Raw genomic sequence first — 16,198 nt, 5'->3', positions numbered from 1 at the left:
ATTTGTAAAGAGGATTCTCGCGAATCGTTTATCGCTTATCGCAGATCGCATAAAAAAGACCCTTTTCTCTTCGCGATTAGCGATCAGCGAACCACGATAAGCTCCTTTCTCAACCAATTCAAGGCGATGGAGCTCACTAAAAGCTTAAACATGTCGCGGTTACGCGGAAAATTAAACAGTTTTTCTTTGGTTCCGTTGGGGCTAGCAAGTGCCACATAAACCGTACCCACAGGTTTAGCAACAGAGCCGCCACTAGGCCCAGCAATTCCGGTTACCGCAATACCATAATCACTTTTTAATTGGCGACGAATGCCTTGAGCCATTTCAATGGCACACTGGCTGCTTACCGCGCCATGGGTTTTAAGTGTGGCCTCGCTCACACCTAAAAGTTTTACTTTAGATTCATTACTATAACTTACTGCACCACCTAAAAAATAAGCGCTTGATCCGGGCACATTGGTAACGCGGCTGGCAATAAGCCCACCCGTGCACGATTCGGCCAGGGCTAAAGTTTTTTTACTTTTATTCAAAAGTTCACCTACCACTTTTTCAAGCGTATCCTCACCTTCACCGTAAATAGCCTCCCCTATTTTTTGACGAACTTGATCTTCAACTGCCGCTAAGGCCTGAACGGCATTTTCTTCTGTTTTGTCCCAGGCCGAAAGTTTAATGGTGGTTTCGGGAAACTGCGCTCTAAAGCCCACACGCACATTGTTAATTTCGGTTACTCCCGAATAGAGTTCTTTAAGAGCCAAATCTAAATCGGCCTCACTGGTGCCAAAACATTTGAGGAATTTACTCACAAAGATTTTTTTATCGGGATTATTTTGAATAATTTCCGCGAAAACAGAATCTTCAAAAAGCTGCTTCATTTCACGTGGTACGCCCGGTAAAAAATAATATCGTTTCTTTTTAAAGGTAATACCAATACCCGGCGCCGTACCCCATTTATTGTCAAAAACATCAGCGCCTTCAGGAACATCTGCTTGTTTCTTATTATTTTCGTGCAGTGTTCGCCCCAGCTTTTTCATGAGGGTTTCTAAACGGTTTAAGGTAGGCTGATGCCTCACCATTTTTTTACGAAAAGTTTTAGCGGCTATTTCTAAGGTAAAATCATCAGCTGTAGGCCCCAACCCACCAGAAACTAAAACAATATCAGCACGCTGATTAGCAAGCAATAAAGCCGCCTTAATATCGGCCGCGTCATCCCGCACCGAGGTATGCCATACTACTTTGATTCCACCAGCCCATAGCTTATCGGACAAATAGGCCTTGTTAGTATCTACTATATTACCGGAAACAATTTCATCACCTACTGTGATAATTTCAGCTTGCATAAAAACACTTGTAACAAATGTGTTTGACACTCTCAATACGAAAGAATTAGAAAGAAGACCAATGTCTAAGTCCACCAATATCGTTTGGCATCAGGGCCATGTAAATGCTGAAGAGCGCTCTAAAAGTTTAAAACAAAAAGGAGCCGTCCTTTGGTTTACAGGTTTATCGGGCTCTGGCAAATCCACCATTGCATCAAGTGTAGAAAAAGCTCTTATAACCCAAGGTTTTCACGCCTACGTAATAGATGGTGATAATTTGCGCCATGGGCTTAATAAAGATTTGAGTTTTGATGATAAAAGCAGATCCGAAAATATACGTCGCGTGGGCGAAGTAGCCAAACTTTTTTGTGATGCCAATGTGATTACTCTCGTTTCGCTCATCTCGCCTTTTAGAAAAAACCGCGATGATGTGCGGGCCATTATTCCGCAAGGTCATTTTTTTGAAATTTTTGTAAATACACCCATCGAAGAATGTGAAAAACGAGACCCTAAAGGCCTTTACCAAAAAGCACGCAAGGGAGAGATTAAAGATTTTACCGGCATTTCGTCTCCTTACGAAGAACCGTTAAAACCGGAACTTAATTTGGAAACAGCGCAGTTGAGTATTGAGGAGTGTGCAAAGGCCGTAATTGAAATGCTGAAAAAGAATAAGATTGTGTAACCCACCTCTGTCTCCTCCCTTAATTTAAGGGAGGAGGACTTTCTTAGCCCCTCCCACTTAAATTAAGGGGGAGGACGGGAGGGGGTTACTCTTCACAACATGACCGCAATTAACGAACAACTGATTGCCGAACTGGAACAAATCAACGATACCAGCGCCCTCTTAAAGGAGGTATTCAAGCGCTTTAAAAAACGGGCGGCTATTGGTACCAGCGGTCAACTCACAGGCGTTGCGCTGATTGATCTTGCTGTCCGCGCCAAAATCAAACCTCGTATTTTTACCATTGATACACTTCGTCTCTTTCCGGAAACTTACGAACTATTTGGCAAAATAGAAAAGAAATACAAAATCAAAATTGAAAAAATAAAACCAGACCCCGTTAAAATAGACCGGATGATTAAGCAGCACGGTGAGTATTTGTTTTTTGACACGCCCGACAAACAAAAATTTTGCTGCCACTTACGTAAAGTAGAACCCAATAATAGAGTTTTGGAAACTTTAGATGTATGGATTACCGGTTTAAGAAGCGATCAATCAGCCACGCGCGCCGATGGCAAAAAGTTCCAGATTATTACAGGTCCCACAGGAAAACCTATTTTAAAAATTGCCCCTCTGTTTAACTGGACCGAGAAAGATTTGCGCGATTACATTGCCAAATACAAAGTACCCATGCACAAGCTGTTAAGCTGGAATGAAAATGGCTGGTATTACGAATCGCTGGGATGCATTTTATGCACCACCCCTATTGGTCCACACGAACCCCGCCGCGCCGGGCGCTGGCGCTGGTTTAACCAGAATGACCCTGATAAAAAAGAATGTGGACTGCATGTGAATGCTACCGATAACACGGATGGCTGACGCAGTTTTAATATATTTTTAATTCGCAGTTAATCTTGCCCTTAAGAACTTCAAACTCGTCAGTCCCAAAAAGTTTACCCATGAAACTCTTCTTTAAAGCTACCAATACCAACAAAACAGTATCAGGAAATTGAGCCGCCTGCTCACACGCAGCCAGATAGTTAGCATTTAATTTTTGAATTTCAATTTTATGCGCAAACGTTGCCCCCTGCTTGTCAATTTCAGCTAATAGCGCCTCATCGTCCCCACCCGCGTAAACCACACGCAAGGCTTTACTGCCTTCTTTGGCTTTGTGTAAACACCAGTGAAGACCCTCGGTTGAATAGCGGTTAGGGCCAATGAGATAAACAATTTGTGACATCTTTATATACCGCCGGCAATAGCAGGAACGATACTTAACTCATCACCGTCTTTCAGAGCAGTTTTATCACCGTCTAAAAAACGGATATCTTCATCATTCACGTAAAAATTAACAAAGCGGCGTAATGCACCGGCATCGTCGTACAAACGTTGACGGAAACCACCAAATTGCTTTTCCAAAGCGGCAAGCACGTCCGCTACATTTTTACCATCTACCGATACTTCACTTTGGTTAGCCGTTAAGGTTTGCAAAGGAGTAGGAATTCTTACTTTGATTGCCATATTGACTCGTGAATCGCTGATCGCTCATCGTGAATCGCAAAAGAATCACAAAGAGCGTCACTGACGCCACGCCTTACAAAATTGTATGTTCTACAAAATCTTTTTTGTCAGTACTCCACAAAAACTCGGACGAATTTTTCACTTTGCCGCTATACACCGATACCACCAGATACGACAAATGAGGGAAAAGAGGCTCACCCCAGGGTGCTGCCATCCCCTTATCTTCATCCGAAAAATAAACACCATGTTCGGGATGCGAATGAAAAATACTGATAATACTTAAACCCTTGGCCTTGGCGTCTTTTTCGATAGCTTCCATCGCTTTAGGATCAATCGCATAAGCCGTTTTGGCTTCACGCGGATAACGCTTGGGATCCTGCGCATGAAGCTTATCTTGAATATTTTCAACAGCAATAAACTGCACAGCGTTGCGGCCACCGTCTACCGTGCCCAACACAAAGCCGCAACCTTCATTGGGATAAGTTTTTTCTGCTTCGGCGTAAATTTCGTTTAATAATTTTTCTTCAATCTTAATCATATCTAAATAAAACTCTTAAAGCTTTAGGTGTGTTCTTTTTTATTTTAAGACCCTCTGTTGTCAATTGGAACAATCGGGATAAATAGCTCCAATTGGCAACAGCGGAGCGTCGACTGGGTCGTCCCAGTCGTAAGTGTGTCTTGAAATAAAAAAGAACATGCCTAAAGCTTTTCCATGCAAACTACAATTCAAAATACCGATCTCCATGATCGGCAAAAATTGTCACCACCACGCCACTCTTTAAAGTTTTGGCTACATTTAAAGCCGCCAGCATGGCAGCACCACTGGAGTAACCGACAATAATCCCTTCTTCACGCCCCAAACGGTCTACCATGTCATAACTTTCTTCAGTTTCCATCCACAGCACATGGTCGAGACTACTTTCGTTATAAATTCCCGGCACAATGGATGAGGGCATGTGCTTTAAACCTTCCAAGCCGTGTAACGAGTGCGCCGGCTGGGCACCATAGCATACAATATTTTTATTAAAAGCCTTTAAACCACGGGTAGTTCCCATGGCTGTACCGCTGGTTCCCATCGTCGCTACAAAATGTGTTACCTTGTGATGAGTCTGATTCCAAATTTCGGGAGCTGTTGTGTCCACATGCGCTTGCGGGTTAAACGGGTTATTGTACTGATCGGGCATGAAATATTTTTCGGGGTTTTCGGCGTACAATTTGTGCGCCAAACGTATCGCCCCATCCGACCCTTCAAAAGGGCTACTAAAAGTAATGCTGGCCCCAAACGATTCGGCAATATCTTTACGCTGCTGCGATACGTTTTTAGGCATCACCAATTCTACGGGATATCCTAACGCTGCCCCAATCATGGAATACGCTACACCGGTATTACCCGAGGTAGGATCCATAATCGTTTTTCCCCTGGTAAGTTTGCCGCTTTTTAAGCCTTCCTGAATCATGCGGTACGCCGCACGATCTTTTACCGAACCACCCGGGTTAAAATATTCGAGCTTCGCATACACCTCCACCCCTTTCGGTAAATCTTTGGTGATTTCCCGAATTTTAACGAGCGGCGTATTGCCGATGCGGTCTAGGATGGAGTTGATAATCAAGTTAGCCTTCGATCACATTCATTTCGATCGGCTCAACTTGAACGCCGCGTTCACGGAAGTATTTCATCGCTTCCACCACTTTATCATCCGGCCCTTCAAGGAGTACGGCCATCAAGCCTACTTGCGAATTTACTGAGGCTGAACGAATGTTAAAGCGCACTTTAAACTTATCGTACATATCGCAAATAATTGCTTCTTTGGTTTGTTTTTCGGGGAATGTTAAATACACTTTGCGTTCTACAACTTTGCTCATAAATGCTCTCCTATTGTTTGTAAGTTATTTCTTAATACTACCCATAAATTCGTTAAAAGCACCAATTTTAGGATCAATCACGGGAGGTTTCCCTAAACGATCCACCACTACTTCCTGTGTTTTTAAACCGTTACCGGTAATACACAGCACGATGGATTCATTGCGCGGGATTCTTCCCTGCTCAATCAGTTTTTTGGCCACACCCACGGTAACACCACCAGCAGTTTCGGCAAAAATTCCTTCGCTTTCGGCGAGGAGCCGGATCGCATCTACCACTTCATCATCCGTCACATCTTCACTCCATCCCTGTGTTTCGGCCATGGAACGCGCGGCATAAAAACCGTCGGCCGGGTTTCCGATTGCGAGTGATTTCACCAGCGTGTTGGGTTTAACCGGCTTAAAGATTTCCCATTTATTTTTAACGGCCGTAGAAATGGGCGAACAACCCGTAGGCTGAGCACCATAAATTTTGGCGTTATTTTCGGAAATAAGACCGATCTTTTCCATTTCCTTAAACGATTTATCAATTTTGGTTAAAAGCGAACCACTGGCCATGGGTACCACCACGTGTTGTGGCGTTTTCCATCCCAATTGTTCTACAATTTCATAACCCATCGATTTAGAACCTTCGGCGTAATACGGGCGCATGTTGATGTTCACAAAAGCCCATTTGTACTGGTTGCCAATTTCGCTGCACAAGCGATTCACTTCATCATACGTGCCTTTAATACCTACCAGGTTAGTACCGTATATCATAGTGCCCATTACTTTGGTGGCTTCGAGATCGTACGGGATAAAAACGAAACTATCCAGATCGGCCGCAGCCGCATTAGCAGCCACCGAGTTAGCCAAGTTGCCTGTAGAAGCACAGGCCACGGTCTTAAAACCAAATTCTTTAGCTTTGGATAAGGCTACAGACACCACACGGTCTTTGAAAGATAAGGTAGGATAATTAACCGCATCGTTTTTAATATAGAGTTCGTCCACACCCAAAACTTTAGCCAGGCGATTAGCCCGGCGTAGCGGTGTGTAACCCACTTGCTTACCCACGGTGGGATCGTTATCAATAGGCAGAAGCTCTTTATAGCGCCACATGTTTGGGAGGCGTGAGGTGATTACATCGCGTGTTAAAACACCTTTAATTTTGTCATAGTCATAAACCACTTCGAGAGGTCCAAAACAAAACTCACACACATGTGTGGGTGTTTTAGGATACTCATGGCCGCATTCGCGACATTTTAAACCACGTGCATAACTCATACAGTTGTTCCTTTCGTAAAAAACTTTTCGATACTGAAATAGCGCTGACCCGCATCACATAAAAACGTGAGTACCTTTTTTCCTTTTCCCAATTTTTCTGCCACTTGCAGAGCTGCAAAAACATTGGCTCCCGAGGACAAGCCCAGAAGCAGCCCCATCTGACGTGAAAGACGTTTGGTTGTTGTGTAGGCATCGGCATCGGATACTTGGATGATCTTCTCCACAATTTTGGGATTATAATTTTTAGGAATAAAACCATGGCCCAATTGCTGAATACGATGCGAACCTGCAACCCCGCCCGATAACACGGCCGAGCTCTGGGGCTCTACAGCGATCACACGGAGTGACGGAAATTTCTTTTTTAACTCTTCACCCACGCCTGTAATGGTGGCGGCTGTTCCTACACCTACCACTAAGGCATCTAAACCATCCGGGAAATCAGCAAGTATCTCCTGAGCCGTGGCACGACGATGAGCTTCCACAGCAGCGGGGTTTTCAAACTGTTTGGGATCAAAAGTATTTTTATTTTTAGCCTTAAATTCTTCAGCAGCCTTCACGGCCCCGCTCACCCCATCATTTTTAGAAGTCAGGTGAAGAGTAGCCCCAAAAGCTTCAAACATTTTGCGACGCTCCAGACTCGCATCTTCGGGCATAAATAAAACAAGAGGATATTTTTTAACCGCACACACCATGGCCAGCGCCACACCCGTATTACCCGCAGTGGCGGCTACAATTTGCGTATCTTTTTTGATAAGTCCATCCGCCTCGGCTTTTTCAATCATCGCTAAGGCCGTGCGGTCTTTTACCGATAAACTGGGGTTAGCCGCTTCGAACTTGCCAAAAAGAGACGCAGCGTTAGGACTAGTCAAACGGTCTAGCGAAAGAACTGGTGTATTCCCTACCGTTTTTAAAATGTCGTCAAAAACCTGCATAAAAAAAAACCTCTTCGCTAAGAAGAGGTTATCAAACAGCTCTTCTTATCTTAACCCGTACAGGGTTGGAATTAGCACCAGGCCTTCCTAATTTTGAGGAAGCGGTTGCTGTGACGTCATCGGGCCAATCCCTCAGTCACTCTGGATAAGATCTAGGTTTACAAAAATATAAAAACCTATTATTTAGAATGGCTTACGTGATACCAAGTGAAACACTCACTGTCAAGACCAGAAAAGGATTAAAATGACCGCTTATGAAACCATTATCGGGCTTGAAGTCCATGCCCAGTTAAAGACAAAAACCAAGATTTTCTGTAGTTGTTCCACGGAGTTCGGCGCGCCCCCCAATAAGAACACCTGCCCCGTTTGCCTGGGCCTGCCAGGAGCTCTCCCTGTGTTAAATCGCGAGGTAGTGAATTTAGCGATTAAGGCGGGGCTCGCCCTAAACTGCACAATTAATCATAGATCTATCTGGGCCCGTAAAAACTACTTCTATCCCGACCTCCCAAAAGGCTACCAAATCACTCAGTATGAAGAACCCATCTGCACCAAGGGTTATTTAGATATTAATGTGGACGGAAAAACCAAGCGCATTGGTGTAACACGCATTCATATGGAAGAAGATGCCGGCAAGTTGTTGCACGATCATGGTACCGGTGCCACATCGCATGTTGATTTAAACCGTGCCGGAACACCTCTTTGTGAAATTGTGAGCGAACCCGATATGAGAAGCAGCGCCGAAGCCGGGGCTTACCTGCGCCAGCTGCGCAGCATTGTGCGCTATGCCGATGTGTGCGATGGCAACATGGAAGAAGGAAGCCTGCGTTGTGATGCCAACGTATCTGTTCGTCCCGTAGGACAGAAGGAATTTGGAACCCGTGTCGAGCTTAAAAATATCAACTCGTTTAAGTTTGTAGAAAAGGCCATTGAATACGAAGTAGCCCGCCAAATTCAAGCGAACGAAACCGGCGAAAAGATTGTGCAGGAAACACGCCTGTGGAACACTACCAAAAATATTACCGAATCGATGCGTGGTAAAGAACAGGCACACGATTATCGCTACTTTCCCGATCCGGATCTCGTGCCTCTTATTTTGGACGACAAATGGATTGAAGGTGTTAAAAAGGAAGTACCCGAAATGCCCGCCCAAAAAGCAGCACGTTTTGTGAGTGAACTAGGCTTACCCGAATACGATGCTGGCGTGCTGACGGCCGAACGTGAACTCTCCGATTATTTTGAAGAGGCAGCCCGTGGCACCAATGCTAAGCTTGTGAGTAACTGGATTATGACCGAGCTGCTGCGTGAGCTGAAAAATTCTGATAAAGAAATTACCGATTCCCCTATTCCGGCTAAAAATCTCTCGCGCCTGGTGAGCTTGATTGAATCGGGCGAAATCAGTGGCAAGATTGCCAAAACTGTATTTGCCGACATGTATGCCGACGGTAAAGATGCCGACACGATCATCAAGGAAAAGAACCTGGTACAGGTATCAGACACAGGCGCTATCGAAGCCGTGATTGATCAGGTGATGAAAGAAAATCCCGGACAATTAGCGCAATACAAATCGGGCAAAGATAAACTTTTTGGCTTCTTTGTGGGTCAAACCATGAAAGCCATGAAGGGCCAAGGGAATCCGGGCGTGATTAATGATTTATTAAAAAAGAAATTAAATGGTTAATGGTGGATAGTGGATGGCAGGAAGAAATTCTTTCCATTCACTATTCACCATCCACTATCCACTAAATATGTTTCACACCATTCTCTGGAAAAACAACACAGCCGAAATGATTGACCAGCGCAAGCTGCCGCGCATGGAAGAATATTTTACGGCCAAGAATCATCAGGAGATGATTTACGCCATTAAAGAAATGGTCATCCGTGGCGCTCCGGCTATTGGTGTTGCGGGAGCAATGGGTGTGGCTTTAGCCGCGTTAGAAATTAAAGCGAATAATTTTGATAGTTTTCTGTCGCAATTAAAACCTCTTGCACACAACATCAGCAACGCCCGCCCTACGGCGGTGAATTTATCCTGGGCTGTGACGAAGATGTTGGCATTTATCGATGCCAACAAAACGGATGACATCAAAACGCTCACTCAAAAAATTATCGACGAATCCATCCGCATTGGAAACGAAGATGTAGCCATTAATAAAAAGATGGGATCGAATGGTGCCACTCTTATTCAAAATGGAGACACAATTTTAACCCACTGTAATGCCGGAGCTTTGGCCACAGCCGGTTTTGGCACCGCATTAGGGGTGATTTACGCCGCCCAGGAACAAGGTAAAAAGATTAAAGTCTTTGCCGATGAAACCCGTCCCTTTTTGCAAGGCGCCCGCTTAACCGCGTGGGAATTAACAAAGAACGGGGTGGATACCACGCTGATATCCGACAACATGGCGGGCCATTTGATGAAAAAGGGCCTTATTCATAAAGTTATTGTGGGCGCCGACCGTATTGCGGCAAACGGCGATACAGCCAATAAAATCGGCACTTACACGGTGGCGGTGCTGGCCAATCGTCACAAAATCCCGTTTTTTGTGGCTGCCCCGCTCTCCACTATTGACATTCGCACCCAAAATGGGGAAGAAATAGAGATTGAGGAACGTACACCCCTTGAAGTTACCCACATTCAGGGTGTTCCCATAGCGCCTGAAGGAATCAAGGTGATGAATCCCGCCTTCGATGTAACCCCAAGCGAATTAATTACCGCCATCATAACCGAGGCCGGTATTATTGAAAAACCTTTTACCGACAATATTAAACGACTCTTTGGAAAGTGATTTGTTATGGCAACAGTTAAAAAAGTAGAAAAAATCTGGCTCGACGGAAAACTCATCAATTGGGATGACGCTAACGTTCACGTGCTCACCCACACCCTGCACTATGGCTTGGGCGTATTTGAAGGCGTACGCGCTTACGAATGTGTGGATGGCCGCACCGCTGTTTTTAGATTAAAAGAGCATACCCAACGTTTATTTGATTCGGCTCATATCAATTTGATGAAAATTCCTTTCTCGCAGGATGAAATCAACAAGGCAACGGCCGAGCTCTTAAAAGTAAACAAACTTAAATCGGCCTACATCCGCCCTTTGGCCTTTTTAGGTAATGAAGAAATGGGACTGCATGCCGTTAACAATCCCGTACGCGTGATGATTGCAGCGTGGTCGTGGGGCACTTATTTGGGTGATGACGGTGTTAAAAACGGTATCCGCGCTAAAATTTCCAGCTTTCAACGCTCTACCGTTAACGCAGTAATGGCCAAAGCCAAAACCTGCGGCAACTACATCAACTCCATCATGGCTAAACGTGAAGCGTTAAGCAGTGGTTTTGAAGAAGCACTCATGCTCGATCACGAAGGTTATTTGTCGGAAGCAACCGGCGAAAATATTTTTGTGGTTAAAGATGGAGTTGTACGCACACCTGCTAAAGGGGCTTCGATCTTGAATGGGATCACACGCCAGACGATCATTCAGTTCTTAAAGGATAACAATATTCCTGTAGACGAAGGCCGCATCACGCGCGATGACGCGTATTTGGCCGACGAAATCTTTTTAACCGGAACCGCTGCCGAGGTTACCCCTCTGCGCGAAGTAGATACCCGCACCATTGGAGCGGGCAAGCCCGGTCCAATTACCAAAAAGGTTCAAGATTTTTATCATGGCCTGGTGCGTGGAAAAGAAGAGAAATACAAGGAATGGCTGTATTACGTTTAAAAGTAGAATCTAACGTAATGAATGCCTAGAAGAACAAATCCGGCCTGTATTCCCGCTACAACATCATCCATCACAACGCCTACTCCACCAGAAAGGTTATCTTGCGCCCAACGGGCGGGGAATAATTTGGTAACGTCAAAAAAGCGGAACAAAATAAATCCAACAAGAAGATAAAGCGGCACATACGGCACAAATAAAAAGGCCGTCATTTGCCCGGCAATTTCATCAATCGTGATTTTCTGGGCGTCTTTTTCACCAAAAATCTTTTCGGCTTTACTGGAGATGATACAGGAGCCGACAATTACGACAATTGTGATGACGACACGCACTACAAGGGGCAATGGATACAACAAAAAGGCAAAGAGAACTCCCCACAGGCTTCCAATGGTACCGGGCGCTTTAGGAAAATAACCAGCACCAAAACCTGTGGCTAGAAAGATAATCAAACGATCCATGAAATGGGTGTCTCAAATTTTAGATGGTTTGGAAAGAAAATTTAGGCTGTTAAACCACTATGCGAAAAAACGGTACGGGTGTGGGGTAGTTGATAAACCACATCAAAACTATCGGTTACAACAGTTTGCTGTGATGCTTGTGTGGTTTCTTTACGGCTCATTTCAGCTACCAATACTGGAGCTTGTTGCGTTTGCTGACGATCCGATCCAGAACCGGTACCCGAACCCGACTGCCCTTGACGACCTTGATCGTTGAGAGAGCCACCCGTAGGTGCCGACACACGGTGTAAATCGTCGGCGGGGGTAGAATTAACAGCTACATAACCAGGCTGCATCACATCACGACGGGCCGCCATAGCAGCTACAGCACCACTAGCCTGAGCTGTTGTTGACGAACCAACGGGCAAGGGAACAATAGCGGCATTATCACTTACTGCAACCTGTAAAGCCGAACGCACTACAACGTCATCGGCACGCGGAGGAAAAACTTGGGGAGCAGCTGATGGCACTGATGCTTGAAGCACAACAGTGGTTTCGCCTGTGCTGGCAGCAACATATGAGGATCCATTAGCCACCACAGTACCAGTTGTAGGCACAACAGGATTACCGGCTTGTTCACTTCCTGTTACAGTTGCAGGGATTACTCCCGTTACAACAACGGCTTCATCAGTAACACTTTGTACTCCGCCAAAAACAAGCTGAGCAACCACCCCCGTACCATCGTTTTCAAGCGCTAAACCATTATCTAACACCACAGGAAGTGGTACAGACACTGCAGGCACTTCGGTTGCTGTGTCGGCCACTGAAACAGGAGCTGCCTGGCTAACAGCCACCGCCGCAGTTTGTGACGCTCCTTCCTGACAAGCAGGTTTTGCGTTCTGACAAACATCAACAGAATTTTTAGGGGCATCTGCCGCCGCAACAGGAGCAGGAACAGGATCGGCCGAACGCGCTACAGCTGGTGCGGGAGAAACTACTGCATGCTCTTTTTCTTGCGGTTCTTCTACGGCCGCCACATGCACAGCGGGTTCATCCACAACAACGTCGTTAACAACACGAGGAGCTTTTTCTGCAGGTTTAGAGGCTTTTTCTTTGGAGCTTGTGGGAGACGATGCAAAAATAAGTTCAAATAAAGATTCGGGGACTTCGTCACCAGAACGATGAGTAGTTACTACCGCACCATCGTCTTGAAGAAAACTTTGACCAAGAGCTTGTTCTTCGGTGTAATAATTGCCTTGGGCATCCACATACAAACCGGTTTCGGTATCCAGCTCTAAATCAACCACTCTATTTTTAGGCAAATCAATACATTCCTCTACTAGCATCACGCTAGAGCCGTCTTCATTTACAAAACTTTGTTCTAATTCGTGGGGTAAATATACATTTCCCAAATCATCAAAACTTAAACCCGATTGGGGATCGGTGGTAACAACAACAACATTTTCCTGATTAGAATTTGCAGGCCGGGAAACAACGGGAGAATTTTGAGGTGTAATATTTCTATCGGGAGCTTGAGGAATGGGTGCAGTTTCAAAAACATCAGGAGAAGTTTCAAAATCGGAGACATCAATAGAATTGGTTTCGTCAAAACTTAAAACAGGAACATAGTAACCAACCGTATCGTTCCACGTTTCCTTTGCCGATTCCCACATCCCGGCTAAAGACCACGATTTGTCTACTGGATCGCCCATGAATCTCCCTATACTTCTTATCGGCAAATGCTAGAAAATGTTGCCTCTCAAAGCAACATTTTTCTTTTAAAAATCATATATTTTTGAAACATTTGGCCATCCAAAGCACCCCTTGACTTTTTATGAATAATTTCAAATAGATAGGAAATAAGGAGAAAGTCATGAAAACAGCCATTTTTGGACGAACTCAAGTAGAAGTGTCTCAAATTGGAGCCGGTACCTGGACCATGGGTAGCATGTGGGGTCCACGGGATGATAGAGAGGCCATTAATAGCCTCGTAAAAGCGTTAAATTTGGGAATTACTTTTATTGATACAGCTTGGATTTACGGCGAAGGTCATAGCGAAAGTCTCATCGCCAGCGCTTTTCGTGAAAGTAAAAAAAGAGTTTTTGTAGCAACCAAGGTACCTCCTAAAAATATGCAATGGCCTGCCCGCCATCATGTGCCTGTAAGCGAAACGTTTCCTGCCAATCATATTATCGAGTATACCGAAAAAAGTTTAAAAAATTTGCGGATGGAACAAGTGGATTTGCAACAACTGCACGTTTGGAGTGACAATTGGCTTGAACAAGGCGATTGGATGAGTGCGATTGAAAAACTAAAACGCGACGGCAAAATAAAATATTTTGGTGTGTCGATTAATGATCACGAACCGAACAGTGCCCTAAAAATTGTGGAAAGTGGGCTGATTGATTCGGTACAGGTCATTTATAATATTTTTGATCAATCGCCCGAAGAAAAACTTTTTCCGCTTTGCCAAAAAATGAATGTAGCTGTTATTGCCCGTGTACCCTTCGATGAAGGCTCACTAGCCGGTGCGCTCTCCCCTGGGCTTACCTTTCATGCTAAAGACTGGAGAAAACATTATTTTACAAAGGAAAGAATACCGGAAACTATAGAACATGTGGAAAAAGTTAAAAAAATTGCAGCCACAGAAAACTTAAACTTGCCCATGCTTGCGCTTAAATTTTGTTTAGCCCATCCGGCGGTTTCGGTGGTTATTCCGGGCATGCGTAAAATTCCGCATGTAGAAGCCAATGTAAAAGCAGGAGATGGAAAAGCTTTATCTCAACAAACTTTAGCAGCTCTTAAAAAAGAAATATGGTTACGCAATTTTTACCCCTCACATGGGTAATTAGGTAGCGCCCTTCATTAAATTTACTTTTTCTACATCCATGCGCCTGTGAGTAAGATGACATTTTAAGCAGGTATTACTTAAGGCATCTAAAGTTTCACCAATCGTAGTATCTTTTTTTGCAATTTTTTGCGTGAGTAAGTTGAGTACAGCATCTAATTCCGACAAATTACCATGATAAGCTTTTTTACCATCCTCTTTTTTAATCTCAAAAATCACATCCTTCATTTTAACAAGCTGCTCGTCGGCTTTTTGCCAATTAGGCTTGGCATTGTTGCGCAATTCTTCTTCCAAATTGGAATACGAATCTACAAATTGCTGCATATACACCTTAAGCTGCAGCATGGTGTCAAACTCGGGCGAGGTTATAGTTTTGGTTTTGGCATTTGCGGGAAAAGAAACAAAAAGCAAAAGAATAAAAATAATTTTTTTCATATGGCCTCCACTACATCACTGCTAGCGTAACACTAGCCTTAGCTACAAGCTTTTTATTTTCGTCAAAAATTTCGGATTCGCAAAAGGTAACCCGTTTACCAGGCTTGATAATTTGCGAAACACACTGAAGACACTTTCCCACTGCCGGCCTTAGCAGATTAATTTTAAATTCTATTGTTAATACACTCTGCCCCTCTTCCACCATAGTTCCTGCCGCGGTCCCGGCCGTGTGATCGGCCATGGTAGCCAGCACTCCTGCATGCACAAAACCGTTTTGCTGGAAATGTTTGGGTTCTAATTTGAGAGATGTGCGACAAATGCCCGGATCTAAAGAATCGAGCGTGTAACCCACATCTTGAATAAAAGGCGCATCGCAGAATATTTTGGTGCAGATTTGTTTGTAGTTGGGGTTGGGGGGATGCATAAAAAATGCGGCCCTTAACCTGCGGTTAAGGACACTTGCTTTCTAAACTTCTATCCCTGCCCTGCTGGCAGGTCTATAAGTTAAGAAAGCTGCGGAGGAGGGGGGATTCGAACCCCCGGTACGGCTTTACACCGCACAACGATTTAGCAAACCGCCGCCTTAAGCCACTCGGCCACCCCTCCGGAATTGCGAATCGCTACCTTATCAAAATCTTAATTGAGTTCAAGAACTTCCTTAAAAAATCTTCTTTAACTTTTACGAGTTATTACTTAGTGTAGAAAAGTACATTAAGGTGTACGGCCCTTAACTTAACAGTTAAGGGCACTTGTTTTCTAAATTTCTATCTTCGCCTTACAGGCAAAGCTATAAACTAAGAAAACTTCGGAAGGGTGACCGCCCCTCTTGTCAAGGGGAGGTCTTAATTTAATTGGTAGTTTGCAAGAAGCATTTTTTTGGGTTATTAGATTTTTTAAATTGATGTCAAAAAAATACCTTTAATCTGTAAATGATCCGTGCATCGATGATGCCCGGATCATTAACATATTAAAGGGAAGGGTGACCGAGTGGTTGAAGGTACCGGTCTTGAAAACCGGAGTACCCGTAAGGGTACCGTGGGTTCGAATCCCACCCCTTCCGCCAATTTACAATTTCCGCATTTTGGGGAGAGATTGCCTCGCGGCTTCGCCGCTCGGCAGGCGCGCTTCGCGCGCCAAAGCCCCATTTTGCAACGGATTGCCACGCTCCGCGTGGCGAAAAGGAAACAGCTTGGTTTTGGATTTGGAAGTTCG

General features: G+C 44.6%; 18 protein-coding genes, 2 tRNA genes and 1 riboswitch. Of the genes, 7 read left to right on the top strand and 13 right to left on the bottom strand.

Annotation, left to right across the window (positions count from 1 at the left end):
- Positions 1-83 precede the first annotated feature (83 nt).
- The gene (locus K1X76_07320; GenBank protein MBX7148882.1) at positions 84-1,337 is read right to left on the bottom strand and encodes a competence/damage-inducible protein A; all 1,254 of its coding nucleotides are present in this window, start codon (positions 1,335-1,337) and stop codon (positions 84-86) included.
- Between the two features lie 61 nt (positions 1,338-1,398).
- On the opposite strand from K1X76_07320, the gene cysC reads away from it, so the two are divergent.
- Together cysC and K1X76_07310 are read left to right on the top strand one after the other, a co-directional pair.
- Entirely contained in the window at positions 1,399-1,998 is a 600-nt protein-coding gene (gene cysC / locus K1X76_07315; GenBank protein ID MBX7148881.1) for an adenylyl-sulfate kinase, read from the top strand.
- Between the two features lie 99 nt (positions 1,999-2,097).
- Positions 2,098-2,856 (top strand): phosphoadenylyl-sulfate reductase, encoded by a 759-nt coding sequence (locus tag K1X76_07310; GenBank protein MBX7148880.1) that lies wholly within the window; start codon positions 2,098-2,100, stop codon positions 2,854-2,856.
- 7 nt (positions 2,857-2,863) lie between these two features.
- Here K1X76_07310 and K1X76_07305 read toward each other — a convergent pair whose 3' ends face one another.
- The 7 genes from K1X76_07305 to cysK all read right to left on the bottom strand — a co-directional run bounded on the left by K1X76_07305 (position 2,864) and on the right by cysK (position 7,553).
- The gene (locus tag K1X76_07305) at positions 2,864-3,217 is read right to left on the bottom strand and encodes a hypothetical protein (protein MBX7148879.1); all 354 of its coding nucleotides are present in this window, start codon (positions 3,215-3,217) and stop codon (positions 2,864-2,866) included.
- 2 nt (positions 3,218-3,219) lie between these two features.
- A complete protein-coding gene (locus K1X76_07300; GenBank protein MBX7148878.1) occupies positions 3,220-3,498 on the bottom strand; it encodes a MoaD/ThiS family protein in 279 nt (92 codons plus the stop codon).
- A gap of 73 nt (positions 3,499-3,571) precedes the next feature.
- Complete coding sequence (locus tag K1X76_07295; protein ID MBX7148877.1) at positions 3,572-4,036, bottom strand: M67 family metallopeptidase; 465 nt, start codon at positions 4,034-4,036, stop codon at positions 3,572-3,574.
- Between the two features lie 181 nt (positions 4,037-4,217).
- Positions 4,218-5,102: a cysteine synthase family protein gene (locus K1X76_07290; protein MBX7148876.1), complete on the bottom strand. Its 885-nt coding sequence runs from the start codon at positions 5,100-5,102 to the stop codon at positions 4,218-4,220.
- Between the two features lie 7 nt (positions 5,103-5,109).
- A complete protein-coding gene (locus K1X76_07285) occupies positions 5,110-5,361 on the bottom strand; it encodes an NIL domain-containing protein (protein MBX7148875.1) in 252 nt (83 codons plus the stop codon).
- A 24-nt stretch (positions 5,362-5,385) separates the two neighbouring features.
- Positions 5,386-6,621: a threonine synthase gene (gene thrC / locus K1X76_07280; GenBank protein MBX7148874.1), complete on the bottom strand. Its 1,236-nt coding sequence runs from the start codon at positions 6,619-6,621 to the stop codon at positions 5,386-5,388.
- Positions 6,618-7,553 carry a cysteine synthase A gene (cysK, locus tag K1X76_07275; protein MBX7148873.1) on the bottom strand — a complete coding sequence of 312 codons (936 nt, stop codon included), beginning with the start codon at positions 7,551-7,553 and terminating at the stop codon, positions 6,618-6,620. Before cysK ends, thrC begins: the two co-directional genes overlap by 4 nt.
- A 42-nt stretch (positions 7,554-7,595) precedes the next feature.
- Positions 7,596-7,705, bottom strand: a riboswitch (SAM riboswitch).
- A gap of 92 nt (positions 7,706-7,797) precedes the next feature.
- Here cysK and gatB point away from each other — a divergent pair.
- From gatB to K1X76_07260, 3 genes are all read left to right on the top strand, one after another.
- Positions 7,798-9,231, top strand: coding sequence for an Asp-tRNA(Asn)/Glu-tRNA(Gln) amidotransferase subunit GatB (gene gatB, locus K1X76_07270; GenBank protein ID MBX7148872.1), 1,434 nt, complete (start codon positions 7,798-7,800; stop codon positions 9,229-9,231).
- Between the two features lie 67 nt (positions 9,232-9,298).
- Positions 9,299-10,336 (top strand): S-methyl-5-thioribose-1-phosphate isomerase, encoded by a 1,038-nt coding sequence (gene mtnA, locus K1X76_07265; protein MBX7148871.1) that lies wholly within the window; start codon positions 9,299-9,301, stop codon positions 10,334-10,336.
- A 6-nt stretch (positions 10,337-10,342) separates the two neighbouring features.
- The gene (locus K1X76_07260) at positions 10,343-11,269 is read left to right on the top strand and encodes a branched-chain amino acid transaminase (protein ID MBX7148870.1); all 927 of its coding nucleotides are present in this window, start codon (positions 10,343-10,345) and stop codon (positions 11,267-11,269) included.
- On the opposite strand, the gene K1X76_07255 is transcribed toward K1X76_07260, so the two are convergent.
- Together K1X76_07255 and K1X76_07250 are read right to left on the bottom strand one after the other, a co-directional pair.
- Positions 11,266-11,724: a phosphatidylglycerophosphatase A gene (locus K1X76_07255; protein MBX7148869.1), complete on the bottom strand. Its 459-nt coding sequence runs from the start codon at positions 11,722-11,724 to the stop codon at positions 11,266-11,268. The genes K1X76_07260 and K1X76_07255 overlap by 4 nt on opposite strands.
- A gap of 41 nt (positions 11,725-11,765) precedes the next feature.
- Complete coding sequence (locus K1X76_07250; GenBank protein ID MBX7148868.1) at positions 11,766-13,415, bottom strand: hypothetical protein; 1,650 nt, start codon at positions 13,413-13,415, stop codon at positions 11,766-11,768.
- A 161-nt stretch (positions 13,416-13,576) separates the two neighbouring features.
- Between K1X76_07250 and K1X76_07245 the strand changes: the two genes are divergently transcribed.
- Positions 13,577-14,551: an aldo/keto reductase gene (locus K1X76_07245; GenBank protein ID MBX7148867.1), complete on the top strand. Its 975-nt coding sequence runs from the start codon at positions 13,577-13,579 to the stop codon at positions 14,549-14,551.
- Here K1X76_07245 and K1X76_07240 read toward each other — a convergent pair whose 3' ends face one another.
- The 3 genes from K1X76_07240 to K1X76_07230 form a co-directional block, all read right to left on the bottom strand.
- On the bottom strand, positions 14,552-14,986 hold the full coding sequence (locus K1X76_07240; GenBank protein MBX7148866.1) for a hypothetical protein: 435 nt from the start codon (positions 14,984-14,986) through the stop codon (positions 14,552-14,554). It lies immediately after the preceding gene.
- Between the two features lie 10 nt (positions 14,987-14,996).
- Positions 14,997-15,410 (bottom strand): PaaI family thioesterase, encoded by a 414-nt coding sequence (locus K1X76_07235; GenBank protein ID MBX7148865.1) that lies wholly within the window; start codon positions 15,408-15,410, stop codon positions 14,997-14,999.
- A 92-nt stretch (positions 15,411-15,502) separates the two neighbouring features.
- Positions 15,503-15,592: transfer RNA gene (locus tag K1X76_07230), tRNA-Ser, on the bottom strand.
- 367 nt (positions 15,593-15,959) lie between these two features.
- Between K1X76_07230 and K1X76_07225 the strand changes: the two genes are divergently transcribed.
- Positions 15,960-16,049 (top strand) — tRNA-Ser (locus K1X76_07225).
- Positions 16,050-16,198: the final 149 nt, after the last annotated feature.

Source organism: bacterium (genome assembly GCA_019695305.1).
Taxonomy (GTDB): Bacteria; UBA10199; UBA10199; order UBA10199; family JAIBAG01; genus JAIBAG01.
This window is presented reverse-complemented; position numbering and strand designations above follow the sequence as displayed.

Coding starts and splice junctions, on each gene's coding strand:
- K1X76_07320 (MBX7148882.1), bottom strand. CDS start 1,337: ATGCAAGCTGAAATTATCACAGTAGGTGATGAAATTGTTTCCGGTAAT.
- cysC (MBX7148881.1), top strand. CDS start 1,399: ATGTCTAAGTCCACCAATATCGTTTGGCATCAGGGCCATGTAAATGCT.
- K1X76_07310 (MBX7148880.1), top strand. CDS start 2,098: ATGACCGCAATTAACGAACAACTGATTGCCGAACTGGAACAAATCAAC.
- K1X76_07305 (MBX7148879.1), bottom strand. CDS start 3,217: ATGTCACAAATTGTTTATCTCATTGGCCCTAACCGCTATTCAACCGAG.
- K1X76_07300 (MBX7148878.1), bottom strand. CDS start 3,498: ATGGCAATCAAAGTAAGAATTCCTACTCCTTTGCAAACCTTAACGGCT.
- K1X76_07295 (MBX7148877.1), bottom strand. CDS start 4,036: ATGATTAAGATTGAAGAAAAATTATTAAACGAAATTTACGCCGAAGCA.
- K1X76_07285 (MBX7148875.1), bottom strand. CDS start 5,361: ATGAGCAAAGTTGTAGAACGCAAAGTGTATTTAACATTCCCCGAAAAA.
- thrC (MBX7148874.1), bottom strand. CDS start 6,621: ATGAGTTATGCACGTGGTTTAAAATGTCGCGAATGCGGCCATGAGTAT.
- cysK (MBX7148873.1), bottom strand. CDS start 7,553: ATGCAGGTTTTTGACGACATTTTAAAAACGGTAGGGAATACACCAGTT.
- gatB (MBX7148872.1), top strand. CDS start 7,798: ATGACCGCTTATGAAACCATTATCGGGCTTGAAGTCCATGCCCAGTTA.
- mtnA (MBX7148871.1), top strand. CDS start 9,299: ATGTTTCACACCATTCTCTGGAAAAACAACACAGCCGAAATGATTGAC.
- K1X76_07260 (MBX7148870.1), top strand. CDS start 10,343: ATGGCAACAGTTAAAAAAGTAGAAAAAATCTGGCTCGACGGAAAACTC.
- K1X76_07255 (MBX7148869.1), bottom strand. CDS start 11,724: ATGGATCGTTTGATTATCTTTCTAGCCACAGGTTTTGGTGCTGGTTAT.
- K1X76_07250 (MBX7148868.1), bottom strand. CDS start 13,415: ATGGGCGATCCAGTAGACAAATCGTGGTCTTTAGCCGGGATGTGGGAA.
- K1X76_07245 (MBX7148867.1), top strand. CDS start 13,577: ATGAAAACAGCCATTTTTGGACGAACTCAAGTAGAAGTGTCTCAAATT.
- K1X76_07240 (MBX7148866.1), bottom strand. CDS start 14,986: ATGAAAAAAATTATTTTTATTCTTTTGCTTTTTGTTTCTTTTCCCGCA.
- K1X76_07235 (MBX7148865.1), bottom strand. CDS start 15,410: ATGCATCCCCCCAACCCCAACTACAAACAAATCTGCACCAAAATATTC.